21 protein-coding genes are annotated in these 21,250 nt (G+C 51.1%); 19 read left to right on the forward strand and 2 right to left on the reverse strand.

Annotated elements, in window-relative coordinates; translation table 11 throughout:
- Window positions 1-2,171 precede the first annotated feature (2,171 nt).
- The 15 genes from SK3146_RS35320 (at window position 2,172) to SK3146_RS23265 (ending at window position 16,477) form a co-directional block, all read left to right on the forward strand.
- The gene (locus SK3146_RS35320) at window positions 2,172-3,665 is read left to right on the forward strand and encodes a DEAD/DEAH box helicase family protein (RefSeq protein ID WP_434006908.1); all 1,494 of its coding nucleotides are present in this window, start codon (window positions 2,172-2,174) and stop codon (window positions 3,663-3,665) included.
- Window positions 3,666-4,255: 590 nt separating this feature from the next.
- The gene (locus SK3146_RS23200; protein WP_249861000.1) at window positions 4,256-6,070 is read left to right on the forward strand and encodes a reverse transcriptase/maturase family protein; all 1,815 of its coding nucleotides are present in this window, start codon (window positions 4,256-4,258) and stop codon (window positions 6,068-6,070) included.
- A gap of 75 nt (window positions 6,071-6,145) precedes the next feature.
- Window positions 6,146-7,192 (forward strand): hypothetical protein, encoded by a 1,047-nt coding sequence (locus SK3146_RS23205; protein ID WP_249861001.1) that lies wholly within the window; start codon window positions 6,146-6,148, stop codon window positions 7,190-7,192.
- A gap of 181 nt (window positions 7,193-7,373) precedes the next feature.
- Complete coding sequence (locus tag SK3146_RS23210) at window positions 7,374-7,658, forward strand: hypothetical protein (RefSeq protein WP_249861002.1); 285 nt, start codon at window positions 7,374-7,376, stop codon at window positions 7,656-7,658.
- Between the two features lie 49 nt (window positions 7,659-7,707).
- Complete coding sequence (locus SK3146_RS23215; RefSeq protein WP_249861003.1) at window positions 7,708-8,658, forward strand: DUF3991 domain-containing protein; 951 nt, start codon at window positions 7,708-7,710, stop codon at window positions 8,656-8,658.
- A gap of 163 nt (window positions 8,659-8,821) precedes the next feature.
- Complete coding sequence (locus SK3146_RS23220) at window positions 8,822-9,112, forward strand: type II toxin-antitoxin system Phd/YefM family antitoxin (RefSeq protein WP_036623502.1); 291 nt, start codon at window positions 8,822-8,824, stop codon at window positions 9,110-9,112.
- On the forward strand, window positions 9,090-9,407 hold the full coding sequence (locus SK3146_RS23225; protein WP_124331898.1) for a type II toxin-antitoxin system RelE/ParE family toxin: 318 nt from the start codon (window positions 9,090-9,092) through the stop codon (window positions 9,405-9,407). Before SK3146_RS23220 ends, SK3146_RS23225 begins: the two co-directional genes overlap by 23 nt.
- 298 nt (window positions 9,408-9,705) lie before the next feature.
- Complete coding sequence (locus SK3146_RS23230) at window positions 9,706-10,068, forward strand: plasmid mobilization protein (protein WP_249861004.1); 363 nt, start codon at window positions 9,706-9,708, stop codon at window positions 10,066-10,068.
- A gap of 14 nt (window positions 10,069-10,082) precedes the next feature.
- Entirely contained in the window at window positions 10,083-11,474 is a 1,392-nt protein-coding gene (locus SK3146_RS23235; protein ID WP_249861005.1) for a relaxase/mobilization nuclease domain-containing protein, read from the forward strand.
- The gene (locus SK3146_RS23240; protein WP_249861006.1) at window positions 11,416-12,378 is read left to right on the forward strand and encodes a PcfB family protein; all 963 of its coding nucleotides are present in this window, start codon (window positions 11,416-11,418) and stop codon (window positions 12,376-12,378) included. The genes SK3146_RS23235 and SK3146_RS23240 overlap by 59 nt, the downstream gene beginning before the upstream one ends.
- On the forward strand, window positions 12,375-13,277 hold the full coding sequence (locus tag SK3146_RS23245) for a hypothetical protein (RefSeq protein ID WP_249861007.1): 903 nt from the start codon (window positions 12,375-12,377) through the stop codon (window positions 13,275-13,277). The genes SK3146_RS23240 and SK3146_RS23245 overlap by 4 nt, the downstream gene beginning before the upstream one ends.
- Window positions 13,278-13,317: 40 nt before the next feature.
- Window positions 13,318-13,509: a hypothetical protein gene (locus SK3146_RS23250; protein ID WP_021877380.1), complete on the forward strand. Its 192-nt coding sequence runs from the start codon at window positions 13,318-13,320 to the stop codon at window positions 13,507-13,509.
- Window positions 13,496-15,265 carry a VirD4-like conjugal transfer protein, CD1115 family gene (locus SK3146_RS23255; protein ID WP_028598724.1) on the forward strand — a complete coding sequence of 590 codons (1,770 nt, stop codon included), beginning with the start codon at window positions 13,496-13,498 and terminating at the stop codon, window positions 15,263-15,265. The genes SK3146_RS23250 and SK3146_RS23255 overlap by 14 nt, the downstream gene beginning before the upstream one ends.
- A complete protein-coding gene (locus tag SK3146_RS23260) occupies window positions 15,262-15,570 on the forward strand; it encodes a glutamyl-tRNA amidotransferase (RefSeq protein WP_069202418.1) in 309 nt (102 codons plus the stop codon). Before SK3146_RS23255 ends, SK3146_RS23260 begins: the two co-directional genes overlap by 4 nt.
- Window positions 15,571-15,637: 67 nt before the next feature.
- Window positions 15,638-16,477 (forward strand): VirB6/TrbL-like conjugal transfer protein, CD1112 family, encoded by an 840-nt coding sequence (locus tag SK3146_RS23265; RefSeq protein ID WP_228551416.1) that lies wholly within the window; start codon window positions 15,638-15,640, stop codon window positions 16,475-16,477.
- Window positions 16,478-16,498: 21 nt separating this feature from the next.
- Here SK3146_RS23265 and SK3146_RS23270 read toward each other — a convergent pair whose 3' ends face one another.
- Entirely contained in the window at window positions 16,499-16,834 is a 336-nt protein-coding gene (locus SK3146_RS23270) for a helix-turn-helix domain-containing protein (protein ID WP_036684668.1), read from the reverse strand.
- A 164-nt stretch (window positions 16,835-16,998) separates the two neighbouring features.
- On the opposite strand from SK3146_RS23270, the gene SK3146_RS23275 reads away from it, so the two are divergent.
- From SK3146_RS23275 to SK3146_RS23290, 4 genes are read left to right on the forward strand one after another with little or no spacing between them, the layout of a single operon-like run.
- On the forward strand, window positions 16,999-17,184 hold the full coding sequence (locus tag SK3146_RS23275; protein WP_249861008.1) for an aspartyl-phosphate phosphatase Spo0E family protein: 186 nt from the start codon (window positions 16,999-17,001) through the stop codon (window positions 17,182-17,184).
- Between the two features lie 25 nt (window positions 17,185-17,209).
- A complete protein-coding gene (locus SK3146_RS23280) occupies window positions 17,210-17,539 on the forward strand; it encodes a hypothetical protein (RefSeq protein WP_076119667.1) in 330 nt (109 codons plus the stop codon).
- Window positions 17,540-17,564: 25 nt separating this feature from the next.
- On the forward strand, window positions 17,565-17,930 hold the full coding sequence (locus SK3146_RS23285; protein WP_249861009.1) for a PrgI family protein: 366 nt from the start codon (window positions 17,565-17,567) through the stop codon (window positions 17,928-17,930).
- Complete coding sequence (locus tag SK3146_RS23290) at window positions 17,923-20,256, forward strand: VirB4-like conjugal transfer ATPase, CD1110 family (protein ID WP_249861010.1); 2,334 nt, start codon at window positions 17,923-17,925, stop codon at window positions 20,254-20,256. The genes SK3146_RS23285 and SK3146_RS23290 overlap by 8 nt, the downstream gene beginning before the upstream one ends.
- A gap of 192 nt (window positions 20,257-20,448) precedes the next feature.
- On the opposite strand, the gene SK3146_RS23295 is transcribed toward SK3146_RS23290, so the two are convergent.
- Window positions 20,449-21,051 (reverse strand): nucleotidyltransferase domain-containing protein, encoded by a 603-nt coding sequence (locus SK3146_RS23295; RefSeq protein WP_249861011.1) that lies wholly within the window; start codon window positions 21,049-21,051, stop codon window positions 20,449-20,451.
- Between the last annotated feature and the right edge of the window lie 199 nt (window positions 21,052-21,250).

Below are 21,250 nucleotides of genomic sequence, written 5' to 3' on the forward strand. Positions count from 1 at the left end.
TGCTGGCTCGCTATGTCGGATGGGGCGGCATTCCGCAGGCGTTTGACGAAGCGAACACGCAGTGGGCAGCCGAATATGCGGAACTGAAAAATGTGTTGGAGCCGGATGAATATGCGTCCGCTCGCGCGTCGACGCTGAATGCCCATTATACGTCTGTGACCGTCATCAAGGCGATGTACGACTGTCTGGAATCGATGGGCTTTCGCAGCGGCAATATTTTGGAGCCGTCCTGCGGCATCGGCAATTTCTTCGGTCTGGTGCCGGAGTCGTTCCAAGGCTCGCGGCTGTTTGGCGTGGAACTGGACAGCATTACCGGCCGGATTGCCAGACAGCTATACCCGCAGGCGTCGATTGCGGTCAGCGGCTACGAACAGACGAATTTGCCGGACAGCTTCTTTGATCTCGCCATCGGGAACGTGCCGTTCGGCGGTTATGGCGTGGCGGATAAACGTTACGACAAGCACAAGTTTCTCATCCATGATTACTTTTTCGCCAAGACACTGGACAAAGTGCGTCCGGGCGGCATCATCGCCTTTATTACGTCCAAAGGAACGATGGACAAGCAAAACCCGGCGGTACGCAAATATATAGCGGAACGCGCCGAACTGCTCGGAGCGGTGCGTCTGCCGAGCAATGCGTTTCTGGCCAATGCCGGAACCGAAGTAACCGCCGACATCATCTTTTTGCAGAAACGGGATCGCATGGTTGCCGTCAGCGAGCAAACCGAAGCATGGCTTTCCCTATCCGAGACAGCGGACGGTGTGCCGGTGAATCGTTATTTCGCGGAACATCCCGATATGGTGCTGGGCACCATGGTTTTTGACGACCGGATGTACGGCAACCGCCAGGAAACGTCCTGCAAGCCATTCCCGGACGCCAATCTGGATGAGCTGCTGCGCGAAGCGTTGTCGGGCATCCATGCCGAATGGGTGGAACTCGAACGGGAAGACCAGCCGGAGGAAGAAGAACCTTCCCTCCCCGCCGATCCGTCTGTCCGCAATTTCAGCTTTGCGCTGGTGGATGGACAAATCTACTACCGGGAGAACAGCCGGATGCGGCGTGTGGATACTTCCGCTACGGCGGCAGGCCGCATCAAGGGAATGATTCAGCTGCGGGACACCGTGCGCGAGCTGATCGAGTACCAAACCGAAGACTACAGCGATGAGATGATAGAGCAGCAACAGCGCAAGCTGAATGCGCAGTATGACCGGTTTACGGCGCAATACGGCCTGATCAACAGCCGCGCCAACAGTCTTGCTTTTTCGGACGACAGTTCCTACTTTCTTCTTTGCTCGCTGGAAATCATCGACGAGGAAGGGCGGCTGCTGCGCAAGGCGGATATGTTCACCAAACGCACCATCCGGCAGCGCATCCATGTGGAACAGGTGGATACCGCTTCGGAGGCGCTGGCCGTTTCCATCGGCGCAAAAGCCCGTGTCGATCTGCCGTATATGGCGGAGCTTACCGGTTGGACGGAAGAACAACTGATAAAAGAGCTGCGCGGCGTCATCTTCCCCAATCCCGAAAATCTGGACGAGGAAGGTAAGCCGATCTACGAAACCGCGGATGCGTACTTGTCCGGCAATGTGCGGGAGAAGCTGCGTGTGGCCAGACAGTTTGCCGCATACGATGCCGAACGTTACGGCGAAAACGTCAAAGCGCTTGAAGCGGTGCAGCCGAAAGACCTGGACGCCTCCGAAATTGATGTCCGCTTGGGCGCAACCTGGCTGCCGCCGGAAGACATTCGGCAATTTCTGTTTGAGCTTGTGGACACGCCGCCGATGTACCAGACCTACATCAACGTGATGTATTCCGAATATACGGCTGCCTGGAATGTTAAAGGCAAAAGCGATGACCGCAGCAACAATATCAAGGCGAACGTCACGTACGGCACCAACCGCGTCAATGCGTACAAAATTCTCGAAGATACGCTGAATTTGCGGGACGTGCGCGTATTTGACACCGTGTATGAGGATGGCGTGGAAAAGCGTGTGCTGAACAAACAGGAAACGGCCATCGCCCAGCAAAAGCAAGAGATGATAAAAGAAGCGTTTCGCGATTGGATATGGCGAGATCCGCAGCGGCGCGAACGGTTGACAAGGCTGTACAATGACCGGTTTAACGCCATCCGTCCACGCGAATACGACGGCAGTCATATCCGATTCACCGGGATGAACCCGGAAATCCGGCTCCGCCGGCATCAGGTCAATGCGGTTGCCCGGGCGCTGTACGGCGGCAACTCCCTTTTCGCTCATTGTGTCGGCGCAGGAAAAACGTTCGCGATGACCGCCGCGGCGATGGAGAGCAAGCATCTAGGGCTGTGCAACAAGAGCATGCTGGTCGTTCCGAACCATCTGACCGAACAGTGGGCGGCGGAGTTTTTGCAGCTTTATCCGTCGGCGAATATTCTGGTGGCGACCAAGAAGGACTTTGAAACGAAAAACCGCAAAACGTTTTGTGCGCGGATCGCTACCGGCGATTATGATGCGATCATCATCGGCCATTCGCAGTTTGAGAAAATTCCGATTTCGATGGAGCGGCAACGGCAGCAACTGTACGAACAGATTTCGGAAATTACAAGCGGCATCCGGGAACTCAAGGAAGCCAGAGGCGAACGCTATGCGATCAAGCAGCTTGAAAAAACGAAAAAGACGCTTCAAACGAAGCTGGAAAAGCTGAACGATACGAGCCGGAAGGATGATGTCGTCACCTTCGAGGAACTGGGTGTAGACCGGCTATTCGTGGACGAAGCCGACTCGTACAAAAATCTGTTTCTTTATACGAAAATGCGCAATGTAGCCGGACTGTCGCAAACCGAAGCGCAAAAGTCGTCGGACATGTTTGCCAAATGCCGCTATCTGGACGAACTGACCGGAGGCCGGGGCATCATCTTTGCGACGGGGACGCCGATCTCCAACTCCATCACTGAGATGTATACGATGCAGCGCTATTTGCAATACGAGCGGCTCAAGCGGCAGGGATTGCAGCATTTTGACGCTTGGGCTTCGACATTTGGCGAAACCGTCACCGCGATCGAGCTTGCGCCGGAAGGAACGGGCTATCGGGCGAAAACCCGGTTTGCCCGTTTTTACAATTTGCCGGAACTGATGAATATGTTCAAAGAAGTGGCCGATATCCAGACGGCTGACATGCTCCAGCTTCCCGTGCCGAAAGCCCACTTCCATAATGTGGCCGTGCCGCCGAGCGACTTTCAGCGCGATATGGTCGCGGACCTTGCCCGCCGCGCCGAGCGGGTGCGGGCGAAGGAAGTAGAGCCGCATGAGGACAATATGCTGACGATCACCAATGACGGACGCAAACTGGCGCTCGATCAGCGGCTGGCTAATCCCCTGCTTCCCGACGACGAAGGCAGCAAAGTCAGCGCCTGCGCGGACAATGTCTTCCGGTATTGGGAGGAACATCAGGAGACGCGGTTGACCCAGTTGGTGTTTTGCGATTTGTCCATTCCGAAACAGGATGGTACCTTCAATGTGTACGACGAGCTGCGGCGCAATCTGATGGAGAAAGGTGTCCCGGCTGACGAAATCGCCTTTATTCACGACGCTAATACCGAGATCAAGAAAAAGGAATTGTTCGCCAAAGTACGCAGCGGACAGGTTCGGATACTGCTTGGATCGACATTCAAAATGGGCGTGCGTCCGTAAAGGTCAGCCAGATTTCTAGCTGATCTGTGGACGATTGAGAATTCTACCTGTGGCAAGGTAGTAGAGAAAGGTATAAACGGTGTCATAACACCACTCTATCATCAGCCTGCTTACTCGAAAGGGAAACTGGACGGGGACAATAGCACGCAGGAAAAGCCATAAGTCGGTAAACTATCGCTACCGCGACTGAATGGCGAGATGAAAAGCTGTGAATGAGGATAAAGGCTAAACTGCTTGAATGACAGTCCGATGGGCCCTATTGTGCAGCTACGGCGAAAGATAGTTGATACGCCGTATAACATGCGTAAATGTACGGTATCCCATGTGCATTTACACTATACCGCATGTTTCCAAGCCGTAATCTACGGAAAAGGACGAACGTCATATCCGACATCACAGCATGCCATTTTCAATCGTCTAAACGGAGATTGCCTAAGTCGGAACGCTTGCAACAAGCTATGAGCGTAAGGCTCTGAAAATCCGATAAGGCAACGGAGTTTCCATAGTAGTCCGAGGACGGGAAAGCCGTCTACATGGCGAAGGGAAACAGGTATTCGTTTAATACTGAAAAAGGAAGGATGTGCGAGACATTGAGAAATCCTTTAGAGGTATTAAAAAGTCTAAGCACAAAGGCGTGTAACTCCAAGTACCGATTTCAACGGCTATATCGGAATTTGTACAACCCTGAATTTTATCTGATGGCCTACCAAAACATCTACGCAAAACCGGGTAACATGACCAAAGGCGCGGATGGACAAACCATTGATGGCATGGGAATGGAACGTATCTCCAAGCTCATCGACAGTATGAGGAATCATTCTTACCAACCAAATCCCGCAAGACGGGTATACATTCGGAAAGCAAACGGAAAAATGAGGCCTCTTGGTATCCCATCTTTCGATGACAAACTGGTGCAAGAAGTAGTTCGCATGATGCTGGAGAGCATCTATGAGCGTACATTCTCCCGTCTTTCTCATGGCTTCCGGCCAAACAGAAGCTGCCACACCGCGCTTGTGCAAATCAAAAAGGAATTTACAGGAGCGAAATGGTTCGTTGAAGGCGACATTAAAGGATTTTTCGACAACATCGATCATCATATTATGGTCGATACACTACGTCGAAGAATCGATGACGAATATTTCATCGCCTTGATATGGAAGTTTCTTAAAGCCGGATATTTGGAAGATTGGAAATTTCATAATACCTACTCGGGCACGCCGCAAGGCTCTATCATAAGTCCGATTCTTTCAAATATCTATCTTGACCGGTTTGATAAACATATGGAGAAGTATATCAAATCGTTTGATAGAGGAACTTTCCACCAACGAACAAAAGAATACCGCTTCTGGGAATACAAACTCTCGGTCAAGCGCAAAGAAACCACGGCGAGATGGAACGGTATGTTCGACGAGGAGAAACAACTCGCTTTACAGGAAATCAAGGCTTTGAAGACCAGCATGCAGAGCGTGCATTGTCGCGATCCCTTTGATCCCACATTCCGCAGGCTCAAATATGTCCGGTATGCAGATGACTTTTTGGTCGGAATTATCGGTTCAAAAGAAGATGCCGTACAGGTTAAACGTGATATTGGCAACTATCTTCGGGAAACCTTGAAGTTGGAAATGTCCGAGGAAAAAACGCTGATTACACACACGGCAACAAAAGCCCGGTTTCTAGGCTACGACATCTGTGTCTGCCGCGATCAACAGACACACTACGGCAGGCGCAGCATGAGCAACAGAGTCTTGCTGTATATGCCGCAAGAAAAGTGGCTGAAAAAACTGCTGGCCTATAAGGCGCTTCGCATCAAAACGGACAGAGACCAAAAAAAAATCTGGAGACCTAAGCATAGACGGTATCTGGTAGACAATGATGACCTTGAGATTCTGAAAAAGTACAATAGCGAAATTCTGGGGATGTACAATTATTACCGATTAGCCCACAACGTCAGTAACCTCCAAAGCTTTAAATATGTGATGGAATACAGCATGTACAGAACCTTTTGCCTGAAATACCAATGCAGTATTGGAAAACTCAAAAGGAAATATTGCATTGACGGGAAGTTCGCGGTCAGATACCAGACGACTTCAGGTGAAAAGACGCTGTTTCTGTACAATGGAGGATTCAGACGCCAAGAAATGCCGGATACGAGGCCATCCATAGATAACAATCCCGACAATATCTCGGTCACTATGGCTAGAACAAGCATGATGGACCGGATAAAAGCCTGCAAGTGCGAATGGTGCGGTAAAGGAGGAGTCTCCATCCATATGCATCATGTTAGGAAGCTAAAAGACCTAAAGGGCAAACGGGCTTGGGAAAAGGTGATGGTCGCTCGGAAACGGAAAACGATGGCGCTCTGTGTTAGCTGTCATAAAAAATTACACGCTGGATTGCTAGACTAAGAATACTGGAGAGCCGTATACAGCGAGAGTTGTATGTACGGTTCGGAGGGGAGCGTTTGGAAACCTGCCGTAGTAATGCGGCAAGGCGCCGGGCGCTTACCCTACGCGGGAACGAATGTACAAACGAAGCTGATTGCCCTTCACGACCTCGACTGCCCTTGGCGTCCGCGCGACCTGGAGCAGCGCAGCGGGCGCATTATCCGGCAAGGCAATCAGAACAGCGAGGTGCATATTTTTCGCTATGTGACGGAGAACACGTTCGACGCGTATTTGTACCAGACACTCGAAAACAAGCAGCGCTTCATTTCGCAGATCATGACCAGCAAATCGCCTGTCCGTTCCGCCGAGGATATTGACGAGACGGCTCTCTCCTATGCCGAGGTGAAGGCGCTGGCGACCGGCAACCCGTACATCAAAGAGAAAATGGACCTGGACATTCAGGTATCCAAATTGAAGCTGCTCAAAGCCAACCACTTGAGCCAGCGCTATGCGCTGGAGGACCGGCTGCTCAAAGTGCTGCCGCAGCAAATCAAGTCCACGGAGGAACGAATTGCCGGCTATGAACAGGACGTTGCTTTGTATACACGTTCTCTGGCATCCGAGGCGGATGGGGCAGATAAATTCCCCGGCATGACGGTCAAGGATTACACCTATTCGGAGAGGGCGGCGGCGGGCGCGGCTTTGCTCGACGCATGCAAGGGCATGACGTCGCCCGATCCGCAAGCAGCGGGAAGCTATCTTGGCTTTTCCTTGTGGCTGTCCTTTGACAGCTTCCATAAGGAGTACAAGGTCACGCTGCGCGGCGCACTGGGTCATACGGTGACGCTCGGAGCGGATGCAGGCGGCAACATAAGCCGCATCAACAATGCCTTGTCCGACTTGCCTGTAAAGCTGGAGCATGCCCGTGAGCAGCTTGCCACCTTGCGGCAGCAAATGGAAACGGCGAAGGAACAAATCGCGGCTCCATTTGAGAAGGAGCAGGAACTGCAAACGAAAGCGGCGCGGCTTGCGGAATTGAATGCGCTGCTCAACATGGACAAACGGGAAAACGAAGCCGTGGACAGCGTGCCTGACGATGAACCGGAAGCGCCGGAACGGCGGGTGGTGGGCCGTGAGCGATAACGGTCTGACACCGTCGTTCCTACCCCTGAAAGGGAACTTCTTGCTGACCATTACGGAAAAGAACATGGTATCGGTGCGAGCATTTCACAGATCGAAGATATGCCCGTCCGTTAAAGGTAAAATCACATGATGAATTGGACTCCAGCTTCGGGGTCCTTTTCTTATTTCCGGAGGAATGAACATGTTGTATGCCATCCCAAGCGGCGGATGCTTTTGTCCGATTTTGCCGCCTTTTGGTTACGGAACCGGCTTGATCGAGGAGGATGAAACCGTGCCATCGTTGGAGTTGATATCCAAAGAGAAAAACGGATTTGGCGACACGTATTATTACATCCGCGACTCAAACGGGGTGACCAGTCAAGTTCATGAAGGCGATTTAGACGCATTCATGAAAAAGAAAGGCGTTACGAAGTTGAAGGAAGGCAGAGCTTATACGTACCCCAAAAAGAGGGGTAAGGCACGATGAACAATATACCCATCGGACGCTGTCTGGATTTCCAAAAGGAGCTGCGGCAATGAGCTACGTAAACAAGGAACAGATCGAACGCGCCAAAAGACTGGATTTGCTCACGTATTTGCAAATGTACGAGCCTTCGGAACTGATACGTTGCTCCAGCAATGTCTTCACCACCCGTACACACGACAGTTTGAAAATTTCCAACGGCAAATGGTACTGGTGGTCAAGGGGGATTGGCGGGCGCTCGGCGCTGGATTACCTGATCAAAGTGCGCGGCATGCCTTTTCTCGATGCGGTGCTGCAAATGGAAGGCGTTCATCCCGGCAACATGCTTACGGTTTCGCAATCGTGCCAACAACGCACATCTACGGCGCGGTTGGAGCTTCCAGAACCGTATGAAAACTCTCATCGCGTCATGGCTTATTTGAGCAAACGGGGCATCCACCGCTCGGTGATCGACTACTGTCTGGAAACGGGAAGGTTGTATGAAAGCCGCCGCTACCACAACGCGGTATTCGTCGGTTTTGACCAAGATGGGACGCCGCGCTATGCGGCGATACGCGGTACGACAAGCACCCGTTATATGGGAGAAGTTGCCGGCAGCGACAAGCGGTATTCATTTTCCATTCCGGCCTCGGAAAACAGTACGGAACTGCATCTGTTTGAGAGCGCCATTGATCTCTTATCCTACTGTACGCTGGAACATCTCGCCGGCCGGGATTGGCGGCAGGCGCATAAGCTGTCGCTGGCCGGAATATACAGGCCCAGGACAAATGGGGAGGACTCTACTCCCCCGTCTGCCCTAACGCATTACTTGCAGTGCTTTCCCCAAGTAAATCGACTTGTTCTGCACCTGGATAATGATGAGCCGGGGCGATTGGCGGCAGCCACGATACAGAGGCTCCTCTCCCCCGCCCTTCTCATATCCGATGAGCCGCCTAAGTTCGGAAAGGATGTAAACAACGAATTGATGGAATTCCGAAGAAGACGCGGTGAACCATCCCGATAGCGGTAGACGCTGAACGGTTGGTGTCTTTTTTTATGGGTTACGGAAAATTTTCGCAGCATGTGGATAAGATGTGAATAGATTGAGGATAAGCGCAACTGCATTGATTGTATAGCGTGTAATAGGTATAATAAAATCAATATACAGCTATCAAGGAGTGACCAAGATGATTATCAAGCCTTCCGCCAGTATCCGGCAAAACTATAATGAAATCGCCGATCTATGCAAATCGTCCGGGGAACCGGTGTATCTGACCAAGAACGGTGAAGGCGATCTCGTCGTGATGGACATTGAGACGTTTTCCCGTCGCGAGAAGATGTTAAAGCTGCGCGAAGAACTGCTCGCTGTGCAAGAGGATCGTTTGGCGGGCCGTGTTGGTGTGACGCCGGATGAACTGGACGCTTACCTGGAGGGCATTATTGACGAGGTTCAGCATGGAAAAGATGCCCCGTTATAAGATCATCGTTTCCGATCGCGCCCGCCAAATGCTGGCGGTTCATGTGCGATTCCTTGCGGAAAAAAATCCGGATGCGGCGCGAAAAACGAAAAACGAATTGCTGCAAGCGATACGTTCCTTGGCGAAAATGCCGGAACGCTATCCTTTTCTGGAAGCTGAATTTATTCCGTCAAACAAGTATCACAAGATGTTCGTGGAAAAATGGTATCTGGTGTTGTATCAGATTCAGGATGAAATCGTGTATGTCGATTTCATTGTAGACTGCCGCCAGGATTACCGCTGGTTGGTGCGATAACAAAAAAGTTCTGAGGAAGACGCTGAGCGAATCGGCGTCTTTTTGTGTTTTTGGGGTCCTCTCTTTTTCCCGGCAGGTGCTTTGAAGGCGACGCGAGACGAATGTCTCGTGTTGCAGCAAGCACTGAATTTGGTCTCCCAAATTCGCTTGTTAGGGGCAAGCCCCTAATACCCCTATCTCAACAGCACGCTGTTTTATCAAGAATATAGGTTTCAACAAGGATCGGTATTTTTCAGAAACGCAAAAAACCATTTAGCGTTTCATTCGGGCTATTTCCTTTGAAGAAGGAAGTGAACATATGAGAAGACGAGCGATTCGCATTCAGGTATGGGTGAACAATGGTGAAAACGCAAGACTTCAGGCGAGTGCGAAAAAATCGGGACTTTCACAGGAGGGTTATATTCGATCTCTGATTAATGGCTATGTTCCGAAGGCGATGCCGCCACAAGACTATTTCGCGATGATGCGTGAGCTGCACGCTATCGGCAATAACCTTAACCAATTGGCCGCAAAGGCGCATGCGACCGGACATCTGGATCGTGGAGCATTTCAGCAGGAGGCTGACCACTTGCGCCGCGCTGTCCAGCAGATTCAACAGGCCGTGACAGCGCCGGAACCGAGAACCGTACCACAAGGAAATCCTAACGTACATCCGCCGTAAAGGGGACAGCGCACATGGCGACAACCGCAATATGGGACGTTACCGACCGCCTCAAGCGTGTGCTGGATTACGCCACCAATCCTGATAAGACCGATCAAGCGCGTGTAGCGCATGATGATTTACAGCAGGTGCTCGCTTATACCAGCGCGGATGCCAAAACGGAAAAACAGCTTTACGTGAGCGGGATCAATTGCGATCCGCTTACCGCTTACGAGCAAATGCAGCGAACCAAACGACAATTTCAAAAGACTGATGGCATTGTGGCTTTTCACGGGTATCAGGCGTTTGCACCGGGCGAAACGACGCCGGAGGTGGCACATGCCATTGGCATCAAACTGGCGCAGGAACTATGGGGGGAGCGCTTTGAAGTCGTAGTATCAACCCATTTGGACAAGGAGCACTTGCACAATCATTTCGTACTTAATGCGGTGTCGTTCCTGGACGGTAAACGCTACTACGATAACAAAGCCTCTTACGCGCTGATGCGGCAAACATCCGATCGACTTTGCCGGGAGCATGCCTTATCGGTAATCGAGCAGCCGGAACCGGGTAAGGCCAAGCATTACGGTGAGTGGCGAGCGGAACAGGAAAGCAAGCCGACTTGGCGCGGCTTGATACGCGAGGACATCGACGCCGCTATCGCCGCTGCCATGACGATGACGCAATTTTTCGCGATCCTTCAGAAGCAGGGTTATGAAATGAAGTCGAACGTCAAGCATTTGGCGGTACGCCCGCCGGGCAAAGAGCGGTTTGTTCGATTGCGCAGTCTTGGCGACGATTACACGGAGCATGCGATAAAAGAGCGTATTCTGCAAAACCAGTTACCGCAGCGTCAGCCACCGATGCCGTTGCCGCGGCGCAGACGAGCCGTCATCGTTCGCAGTACCCTGCATATCGGACGTAGATTTAGCGGTCTGCAAGCCTTGTATCTGCGGTACTTATTCAAAATGGGTATTCTGTCCCGTTCCCGCGCGTCCCGTAAACGGACGTCTTTTTTATTGCGTGAAGACTTGCGATACCTAAAGGCCATCACGGAGCAAACCAAGCTGCTATGTCGGCATCGTATTTCCACTACGGATCAATTGACGGGTTATCTTGACGGACTCCAAACGGAGTTGAAACAAGGATACGTCTCCCGCAAAATGCTGTACAACCGCCTTCGCCGTTGTCAGCATCCCGAGCAAATCGAGCTGTACAAATTGCAAATTGCTGAACTTTCCCGACAGCTCGCGAAGCTCCGAAAGGAGGTGAGGCTTTGTACGGGCATCCTTGCCCGATCCGACGAACTGGCAAACAAGCTGCAACGTAACGAGGAGGACCAATCGACACGAAGGGAGGCCAATGTCCATGAGCAGTGGAACCGAGGCGGCCGATCAGGTCGTCAGTATGAGTCTCCGCGGCATTGAGGTCATGGCGAAAATTTCCGGCGAAGGCGCGAAGCATCTGGCCGTTTATTTGTTCGCCGCCCTGCAAGGGCAAAAACGAACAAGAGGCCGCATTCGTTTGGAAAGCTTGCTGCGCAGCGGTAAGGAACTGAAGGTATTTGCAGTACGAAATGAAGACTTGCCGACGTTTTGCAAAGAAGCGAAGCGGTATGGTGTCCTCTATTGCGCGCTGCGTGACAAGAAAAATGTGGACGGGCTTTGCGACGTCATGGTACGGGCCGAGGATGCGGCCAAGATCAACCGAATCGTTGAACGCTTCAAGCTGGCGACCGTAGATACGGCCAGCATCAAGCAGGAGATTGTGAAATCCCGCAGCGAGAAGCAGTCGGTCGAGCGTGAAGGGGCGGCGCAACCACCGGAGCAACATGCCGGGACACCCGAAGAAGGAGCCAACGAGTCGCCAGCTTCAAATGAGGGAGCGGTAGTGAGCGAAGATTTTTTGGACGATCTGTTGGGAAAGCCCGAGCCGGCGGCGGAGGTGCAGCCGGTAAACGAGCAGCAGGGAACAGATCAACCGGCGGCCGAGGCGTGGGAGGTCGAGCGAACGGAACCGGAGCGTCCGCTTCCCCTCCTGCCGACACAGGAGGAGAGGACAACGGAACCATCCTCTCCGTACGCGCCTACCTCCGAGCGCAGCGCGGCATACGAAAGGGTTACGATTGACCCTGAAAAGCCGAAGGAAAAAGTGTCAGTCCGCCAATTTCTGCGTGAAATTCGGGAGGAAAACCGGGCGGCAGAGAGCAGACGGCGGCAGCAGGTGCAGGAACCGTCGTTGCCTAAGCGCAGAGATCGCGGGAATTCGGCGTCCGGCAGTAAAGCATCCGTTCCGATGGCCGGGAGTCGAAAGCGAGGGAAATCGAAATGAGCGAACTGGACGAGTTATTCCAGCCCCAAGTCACGACGGCCTCCGGTCAGCGTGAGCAGCCGTTCGACAAAGAAGCGTGGGCGCAAAAAAAGCAAGAACTGCGGCAGTGGACGTATGAGACGATTGATACTGCCACAGCCGCCATTGCGCAAAACGACGAACAATTTCAGCATTATCTGGACGTACAAAGCCGTTTTGATCTCTACAGCGTCGCGAATGCGCTGCTTATTTTCGCGCAGCGCCCGGATGCCACTCGCATTGCTGATTTTGATAGCTGGAAAGAACAAGGCGTCTATATCCGTCGCAAGGAATCCGGATTTTACATCTTGGAGCCAGGCGAGGAATACAAGCGAGAAGATGGGAGTACCGCAATCAGCTACAACCCCAAGAAGATGTTCGATGTTGCGCAAACAACCGCACCGAAAAAGGAATCGCCGATCTACCCGGATGACCGCACGCGCATCAAGGCATTGATGGACCGCTCACCTGTTGCGATTACGATTGGAGATGCCTTGCCTGCGGAGGTTCATGCGCTCTATCAGCCGGATAAGAGAAACATCGTGATACGTCGCGGGCTTGGGGCCAGTGACATTTTTCGGGCGCTCGCACAGGAGTTGGCGCATGCGGAGATTGATCGCGGCCATAACGACTACAGCCGCTCCCATTACAATTTCCAAGCTTATTGCGCTGCATATATGCTTTGCAAAAAGTTCGGCGTCGAGACGGCTTCTTTCCGATTCGGCCGGGTTCACGAACGGCTCAAGGAGTTGGAGCCGCAGCATATTCGAGCCGAGCTGACGGTGATGAAGGATGCGGCACACGACATTTCTCGTCGTATGCACCGTATGCTGGCCCAGCAGCGACAGCAGCAACCGAATCGCAGCGATTCCACCCGCTAGTCGTGGCATGCTTTTCATTTTTCTGTTGGGAGGAGTGGCGATGAAAGAGGAAGAACGCATCCTGAGAATGGATCATTACGAGCATGGCATTGTCATCAACGCCTTGAATGCGCTCCGCAACGACTTGATCGGCCAGCAGCGGCCGACCGATCCTGTTGACGATTTACTGCTCAAAGCGATTGACGCTCCCTATCAAAAAATAAAGCGCCGGAGTCATCATGCGGCGCGCTGAAACCGCAAGGAGTAATCTTTTACTCTTTGCGGTTTTTTTTATTCCGGTCGTGTGGGCGGCGCTGCTTGCCGCCCCCGCTTTGTCAAAGGGATTACCGGCACTTCTGCTGTATCTCAGCGAGGCGATTAACAATCCCTTCCAGATTCAATGGGTCGAGGATACGCCGCGAAGCTTGTTGCTGTTCACGTTGATTTATGGGATTTCGGTCGGCATCTACTTGGCGTCCCCGCGCAACTATCGGCGGCGCGAAGAGCATGGCAGCGCACGATGGGGCAAGGCCGGACGGATAAATGCCAAGTATCGCGACAAGCAACCGGAACAAAACAAGATTCTGACGCAGCAGGTACGCATCGGCTTGGATGGCCGCAAGCATCGCCGGAACCTGAATGTTCTTGTCGTCGGCGGTTCCGGGTCCGGCAAAACGCGGTTTTACGCCAAGCCGAACGTTATGCAGGCGCATACGTCCTTTGTCGTGCTCGATCCCAAGGGCGAAATTTTGCGCGATACCGGGCATCTACTCAAGTCCGAAGGCTATGACATCAAGGTGCTGGATCTCATCAATCCACACCGTTCGCATGGCTACAATCCATTCGCCTATTTGCAAGACGACAAGGATGTTCTCAAACTGGTCACCAATCTGATCCGCAATACGACACCGAAGGGCAGCAATACCAACGATCCCTTTTGGGAGCGATCCGAGACCGCTTTGCTGGAAGCGCTCGTGCTATACCTCCTATATGAAGCACCGCCCGAGGAGCAAAACTTCCCAATGGTCATGGAAATGATCGCGGCTGCGGAGGTGCGGGAGGAGGACGAAACGTACCAAAGCCCGCTCGATGAACTATTCGAGCGGCTGGCCATGCGCGATCCGGAACACCTTGCCGTCAAGCAGTACAACATTTTCAAGCTGGCGGCGGGCAAGACGGCCAAGTCCATTTTAATTGGCCTCGGCGTTCGATTGGAGAAGTTCAATTTGCATACGATTGCGGGGATGAGCATGGTCGACGAAATGGAATTGCCCGTTATGGGGGAGAAGAAGACGGCGATGTTTGCCGTCATTCCCGATAACGACAGCAGCTTCAACTTCATTGTCGGCATGCTCTACACGCAGCTTTTTCAATGCTTGATGTACGAGGCGGACTATCGGCATGGCGGACGCCTGCCGGTTCATGTTCACTTTGTCATGGACGAGTTCGCCAATGTAGCGCTTCCCGACGAATTTGACAAACTGCTCTCCACGATGCGCAGCCGGGAAATTTCCGTTTCTATCATTTTGCAAAATTTAGCGCAACTCAAGGCGCTGTACAAGGATGCGTGGGAATCGATTGTGGGCAACTGCGACGAATTTTTGTACTTGGGCGGCAACGAACAGTCTACCCACAAATACGTCTCGGAGCTGCTTGGCAAGGAAACGATTGATACCAATACCTACGGCCAGAGCAAGGGGAGAAACGGCAGCTACTCGATCAACTACCAGCAATCAGGCCGCGAATTGCTCACACCAGACGAGGTGAGGTTGCTGGATAACCGCTTTTGCCTGCTCTTTATCCGTGGCGAACATCCAGTCCAGGACGACAAATATGATTTGCTCAGGCATCCTCATGTCTCGCTCACGACGGATGGTAACGGTCTTCCCTATCAGCATGGCGGCACGGAACACGCTTTGGACTGGCAATCCGTGTTCCTTCATGCAGACGGGGATTATGAACTTCTTTCGGAAGAAGAAGTAGAGTCGTTATTTTTACGAAGGGAATGATGAACTTGAAAATGAAAACGAAACGGCTGCTGGCCCTGTACATCGTGCTGATCTTAACGGGAACTGTATTCGTCTCCACTGCTTATGCAGAGGGCGATCCGATGACGACAGTCAACAACCTGTCTACGTTTATCTTCGGTTTAATCCGTGCGATTGGCATGATTATTCTCGGTTTCGGCATTGTTCAAATTGGATTGTCGCTAAAATCCCATGACCCTTCTCAGCGCGCAAACGGGTTTCTGACGCTCGCCGGAGGGGTCATTATTACGTTTACGAAGGAAATTCTTACCCTGATTGCCGGATGAGCCTGAAGCTTTGCATGAAGGGGGGCGGACGTTTCGTCTGTTCCCCGTTTACGGAAGGGGTGAGCATGTGTCAAAAAACAGTTGGGTGATCGACAACCTCGAAAATGCCTTGGATACCTGGAACGATAAGATGAATGAAATCTGGAGCCTCGTTACGCAATCGCCAGCGGATTTTAAGGGTGGGGGCGTTTGGCGTGTCATCACAGATATTCACGGTGCGTTGCAGGCGACGGGACTGGCGCTTCTGGTCTTGTTTTTTGTGATTGGCGTGGTGAAGTCGACCGGCAGCTTTGCGGAAGTGAAAAGGCCGGAGATGGCCGTCAAGCTGTTTATCCGCTTTGTGCTCGCCAAGGCGGTCGTAACCTATGGTCTGGAGTTGATGATGGCTCTCTTTACGATTGTACAGGGGATCATCTCAACGATGATGGGACGCTCCGGGTTTGGAACGACAGAGGCTATGGCCTTGCCGGATACGGTAGCGCAAGCGATTGAAGACGTTGGCTTCTGGCAAAGCATTCCGCTGTGGATCGTCACCATTCTCGGCAGTTTGTTCATTACGGTGCTATCCTTTGTGATGATCCTTTCGGTGTACGGGCGCTTTTTCCGTATCTATTTGTATACGGCAATAGCCCCCGTTCCGCTGTCCGCATTTGCGGGGGAGCCAAGCCAAAATATCGGCAAGTCGTTCCTGAAAGGATACGCGGCAGCGTGTCTGGAAGGCGCGATTATTGTACTGGCGTGTATCATTTATTCCGCCTTTGCTACCGCTCCTCCAGCCGTCGACTCTAGTGCGGGCGCGGTTACGATGGTGTGGACGTATATCGGGGAACTCATTTTCAACATGCTCGTTCTTGTCGGTACGGTGAAGATGGCAGATCGTATCGTGCGCGAAATGATGGGACTGTAATCACCTTGTGAATGATGGGAGCTATCGGATTGCGGTCAAAAATAGCTTCAATAGCGCCAGAGCATCCTTGCGCTGCTTCTCTGTGCATTGATTGAGCGCAGCCATAATCAATGCCGTTTCATCGTAAGGTGTGGCGCTCTCCTCTTGACCAAGGAGCAATTCATTAGGAGAAAGCTTGAGCAAATTGCAAATACTGAACATCGTTTCAATGGACATCCCGGCTTTACCTCGTTCAATATCGGCGCAAAATCTTGGGACCCGTCCAACTCGTTCAGCCAGTTGTTCACGAGAAATTTCCAAAGCCTCTCGTTGCTTCCGAATGCGTTGCCCCACCTTCTTTTTATCGTAACCAATCATCAAGCGTCACCTCTTTACAGGGGTTGAGTTTATAACTCCCATTATGGAGGAGTACACAATTGACATAAATGAGATTAAAACTTACCATCGAAGTAGTCTTCTAACATACACCGTGTTTCATTCAAAAATGTCGGCTCTCACAATAAAAACGGGAGGATGGATAAATGAACGAATTTTTAAGAGAACTGGAAGAGGAGCGGCGAAAGCTGAATACGCTTGGTGAACAGTTAATAAAGCAATCCATTTCTTTATCCGGCCATCAAGCATTTCAAGAGCAAAGTCAGAAGGTCGATCAGCTAGTAGCCTGCTATCATCACATGAAAGCCAAGCAGAAGCAGCAGGTAAGGTAAAAGAGTTGTGGGGGGGAAGCAGGTAATGGAAATTCCACCGTGGTTTCGAACAGCTATTCAAGGTCGATTGGACTACGTTTCTGCACGATTTGAGCATCATCCTGATCTCAAGCGTGTTCGTGCTGAAGAAAAGAAGGCTTTTCAAGTCTTGTTTGTTGGTATGGATATTGGTCGTATGCCTGAATTTGAAGCTTGGGAGGACAGACATCATTTTAAACAATCGATTATCAATGAGTGGTTATATTTGCAAGGGATGAAGGATGGCTTTCAGCTTGCTGTGGAACTATTGAGCAATCCTGTGCCATTTGATGACGACACACTGTTCAAACCTGAACGCAACGAGCCTGAGGCGTAGACTGCTCATCCGGGAGGGATAAAAAGTGGAAGTGAAAATCAACCGGGAAATCCGGGATTATACGGAAAGCTTGTTCTTCGGACTGTCCTTGCGGCAGTTCTTTTTTTCTATTCTGGCGGTCGCTGCGGCGATTGGACTGTATTTCGGGCTGCGCAGTCATTTCGGACTGGAAACGCTCAGTTGGATGTGCATATTAGGGGCAGCTCCCTGCGCCGTGCTCGGGTTTATCCGCTATCACGGTATGACGGCGGAGCAACTATTGTGGGCGTATGTGAAGTCGGAGTTTCTGATGCCAAGACGGCTTGTCTTTCGCTCGACCAACATATACTACGAAGCTCTGAAAGGAAGCCTGCACAAGCGTGAGCAAGAAAGGATGAAGCGCGATGATTAAGACGCTCAGGCGCACCATGAAGCAGGACAAGGAGCGGACTGTCATTCCCAAAAGCGTACAACAAGCGATCCCGATCCGCGCCATCTGGCCGGACGGGATTTTTGCTGTCGGCAACAAGTTCTCGAAGTCGTTCCGTTTCGCGGACATAAATTACGCTGTCGCATCGAGAGAGGACAAGGAGACGATGTTCCTTTCCTACTCCGAATTGCTTAATTCGTTTGACAGCGGCGCAACGACGAAGATTACGATTCACAATCGGCGGCTGAATCAGGCAGATGTAGAACGTTCCATTCTTATTCCGCTCAAGCACGACGGGCTGGATGTGTATCGGCAGGAGTACAACGACATGTTGCTTGGTAAAGCGACTGATGGCAACACAAATGGGACGATTCAAGAGAAATACATCACCATCTCCGTGGTTAAAAAGAATGTGGATGAAGCTCGCCATTACTTCGCGCGGGTCGGCACGGAGTTGTCGGCGCATTTCTCTCGTCTCGGCTCGCAATGTACCGAGCTTGATGCGACTGACCGCCTGCGCATTCTGCATGACTTCTTCCGGATTGGCGAGGAAGCCGATTTTCGCTTCGACATGCAGGAGATGATGCGCAAGGGTCACGATTTCAAGGATTACATTTGCCCGGACACCTTCGAGTTTGCCAAAGATCATTTTCGGATGGGCGAATACTACGGTCGGGTCATCTTTCTGCGTGATTACGCCAGCTACATCAAGGACAGCATGGTAGCTGAACTGTGCGACTTGAACCGCAACTTGCTTCTATCGCTCGATGTGATCCCGATTCCGACCGACGAAGCTGTCCGCGAAGTGGAGAATCGACTGCTCGGTGTGGAAACGAACATTACGAATTGGCAACGGCGGCAAAATCGCAACAACAACTTTTCTGCTGTCATCCCTTACGACATGGAGCAGCAGCGCAAAGAAAGCAAGGAATTTCTTAGCGACCTGACCACACGCGACCAGCGGATGATGTTCGGACTACTTACGATGGTGCATGTCGCGGACAGCAAAGAACAACTCGATAGTGATACGGAGACATTGCTCACTACGGCCCGCAAGCATTTGTGCCAGTTTTCTATGCTCTCCTATCAGCAAATGGACGGTTTGAATACGGTGCTGCCGTATGGGCTGCGAAAGGTTCATGCTTTGCGGACGCTCACGACTGAAAGTACGGCTGTCTTTATCCCGTTTCGAGCGCAGGAGATCGTGCATCCGGACGGCATTTATTACGGGCAAAACATCATCAGCAAAAATATGGTCGTCGCCAATCGAAAGCAACTGCTGAATGGAAACAGTTTTATCCTTGGCGTATCCGGTTCCGGTAAAAGCTTTGCCGCAAAACGGGAAATCGTCAACCAGATATTGGCGAGCGATGACGACATTATCCTGATTGACCCGGAGCGGGAGTATTCCGCTCTGGTAAATGCGCTGGGTGGCGAGACGATTCACATTTCTGCTACTTCGTCGAACCATATCAATGCGATGGATATGAACCGGGATTATGGCGACGGAGCCAATCCGATCATTCTTAAATCGGAATTCGTCCTGTCGTTGTGCGAGCAGTTGATCGGAGGACATCAGCTTGGAGCCAAGGAGAAGTCGCTCATCGATCGCTGTACCGCCGCTGTGTACCGCAAGTACTTGCGGAGCAGCTATAAGGGACAGCCGCCGACATTGCAGGATTTTCACGCGGAGCTGCTCAAGCAAGCAGAACCGGAGGCGCAGGATATCGCGCTGGCCATTGAATTATTTACATCCGGCAGTCTGAATACGTTCGCCCAATCGACCAACGTCAACGTCAACAATCGGCTGATTTGCTACGATATTCTCGACTTGGGCAAGCAGCTTCTTCCCATCGGCATGCTGGTCGTACTCGACAACATCTTGAATCGGATTACGCAAAATCGCGCTAGAGGCAAGAATACGTTTATCTTTATTGATGAAATCTATCTTTTGTTCCAGCACGAATACAGCGCCAACTTTCTGTTCACGCTCTGGAAGCGTGTCCGAAAGTATGGCGCTTTTTGCACAGGGATTACGCAAAATGTGGACGATCTGCTACAAAGTCATACAGCCCGCACCATGCTTGCAAACAGTGAATTCATCGTCATGCTGAATCAGGCCAGTACCGACCGGATGGAGCTTGCCGAGTTGCTCAACATTTCGGACCTGCAACTGTCCTATATTACGAATGTTGACGCCGGGAATGGTCTGATGAAGGTCGGCAGTTCCCTCGTACCGTTTTCCGACAAGTTCCCGCGGAATACGAAGCTGTATCGCCTAATGACGACGAAGCCCGGCGAGATATAACCAAACAACAGAAGCGGTTGGTCACAGTTAGAACCAGCCGCTTCTTTCCAAACTTCAATCTACAAGGGAAGAAGGGAAGCCTTGCACTAATTTTTCAGTATACTTCCATCTCAAAATAAATTTAACCGAAAAATGTTGAAAAACTATTAGCTGGTTTTGGTTATACTATGATAAGTGATTAAGTTACAGTGTTTAAATAAATTCAATCCAATCATGACCTTGTGGAAACTGGCGATTTAAAGATAATTTCAGCCACTCTTTTTCTTGTTGTAGAAGAGATGGAAGCATTGTTTTGAAATCAATATAATCCTTTTCTCGCACTTGCGAACCACCTGCTTTATGGAGAAGTTGGATTTCAGGTCTCAAATAGGGTATGCCTTCTTTAGTTTTCAAAATAATTTCATCAATCGGTCTTTTAATTGATTTATCTCTCTTATATATCCAAGAATTTTCTTCAGTATCAATTATCATAATCTGAAATGCCCAAGGCATCTCGCTACTCTCACTAACCCAAATATCCTCTGTCGAGTCCAAGTATTCTCCATCTTCCCAAAGATCTAGCATACCATCCTGAGCCTTGTATAACATCCAATTACGACTTAGATACCTATAAGCGATTAGTTGTTCATCGCGAGTGATAATAACATCGATATCACTATGTTGCCTTGTTTGCCTGCAGAGATGTAAATCTAAGGCCCATCCCCCAGCGACACACCACCGAATCGGAATGTCGGAAAATACCCGAGTTATTTCCGATACAGTTAGTGGTGTCCAATTACTTAAATCCGTTCTCAAATTTATCTCTCTCCTTTTTCTATTTCTGGGTCTGTTAATCTGCCGGTTAGCTTAATGCCAGCGGCCAGTCTTTATTTTCTCAGTCTACAACTTTATTTTCCTAGTCTAACACTTTATTCAGTCCAAGATTTTTTTTAACCGCTACCAATCATTTTTTAACTTTTTTTACGAGCCAGATCATTTGGAGCCAATGAGCTTA

Source organism: Paenibacillus konkukensis (assembly GCF_023523925.1).
Classification (GTDB): Bacteria; Bacillota; Bacilli; order Paenibacillales; family NBRC-103111; genus Paenibacillus_S; species Paenibacillus_S doosanensis.

Excerpts from the sequence above, each read along its gene's own strand:
- SK3146_RS35320 (WP_434006908.1), top strand. The coding sequence starts at position 2,172 with ATGAACCCGGAAATCCGGCTCCGCCGGCATCAGGTCAATGCGGTTGCC.
- SK3146_RS23205 (WP_249861001.1), top strand. The coding sequence starts at position 6,146 with ATGCGGCAAGGCGCCGGGCGCTTACCCTACGCGGGAACGAATGTACAA.
- SK3146_RS23210 (WP_249861002.1), top strand. The coding sequence starts at position 7,374 with ATGTTGTATGCCATCCCAAGCGGCGGATGCTTTTGTCCGATTTTGCCG.
- SK3146_RS23215 (WP_249861003.1), top strand. The coding sequence starts at position 7,708 with ATGAGCTACGTAAACAAGGAACAGATCGAACGCGCCAAAAGACTGGAT.
- SK3146_RS23220 (WP_036623502.1), top strand. The coding sequence starts at position 8,822 with ATGATTATCAAGCCTTCCGCCAGTATCCGGCAAAACTATAATGAAATC.
- SK3146_RS23225 (WP_124331898.1), top strand. The coding sequence starts at position 9,090 with ATGGAAAAGATGCCCCGTTATAAGATCATCGTTTCCGATCGCGCCCGC.
- SK3146_RS23230 (WP_249861004.1), top strand. The coding sequence starts at position 9,706 with ATGAGAAGACGAGCGATTCGCATTCAGGTATGGGTGAACAATGGTGAA.
- SK3146_RS23235 (WP_249861005.1), top strand. The coding sequence starts at position 10,083 with ATGGCGACAACCGCAATATGGGACGTTACCGACCGCCTCAAGCGTGTG.
- SK3146_RS23240 (WP_249861006.1), top strand. The coding sequence starts at position 11,416 with ATGAGCAGTGGAACCGAGGCGGCCGATCAGGTCGTCAGTATGAGTCTC.
- SK3146_RS23245 (WP_249861007.1), top strand. The coding sequence starts at position 12,375 with ATGAGCGAACTGGACGAGTTATTCCAGCCCCAAGTCACGACGGCCTCC.
- SK3146_RS23250 (WP_021877380.1), top strand. The coding sequence starts at position 13,318 with ATGAAAGAGGAAGAACGCATCCTGAGAATGGATCATTACGAGCATGGC.
- SK3146_RS23255 (WP_028598724.1), top strand. The coding sequence starts at position 13,496 with ATGCGGCGCGCTGAAACCGCAAGGAGTAATCTTTTACTCTTTGCGGTT.
- SK3146_RS23260 (WP_069202418.1), top strand. The coding sequence starts at position 15,262 with ATGATGAACTTGAAAATGAAAACGAAACGGCTGCTGGCCCTGTACATC.
- SK3146_RS23270 (WP_036684668.1), bottom strand. The coding sequence starts at position 16,834 with ATGATTGGTTACGATAAAAAGAAGGTGGGGCAACGCATTCGGAAGCAA.
- SK3146_RS23275 (WP_249861008.1), top strand. The coding sequence starts at position 16,999 with ATGAACGAATTTTTAAGAGAACTGGAAGAGGAGCGGCGAAAGCTGAAT.
- SK3146_RS23280 (WP_076119667.1), top strand. The coding sequence starts at position 17,210 with ATGGAAATTCCACCGTGGTTTCGAACAGCTATTCAAGGTCGATTGGAC.
- SK3146_RS23290 (WP_249861010.1), top strand. The coding sequence starts at position 17,923 with ATGATTAAGACGCTCAGGCGCACCATGAAGCAGGACAAGGAGCGGACT.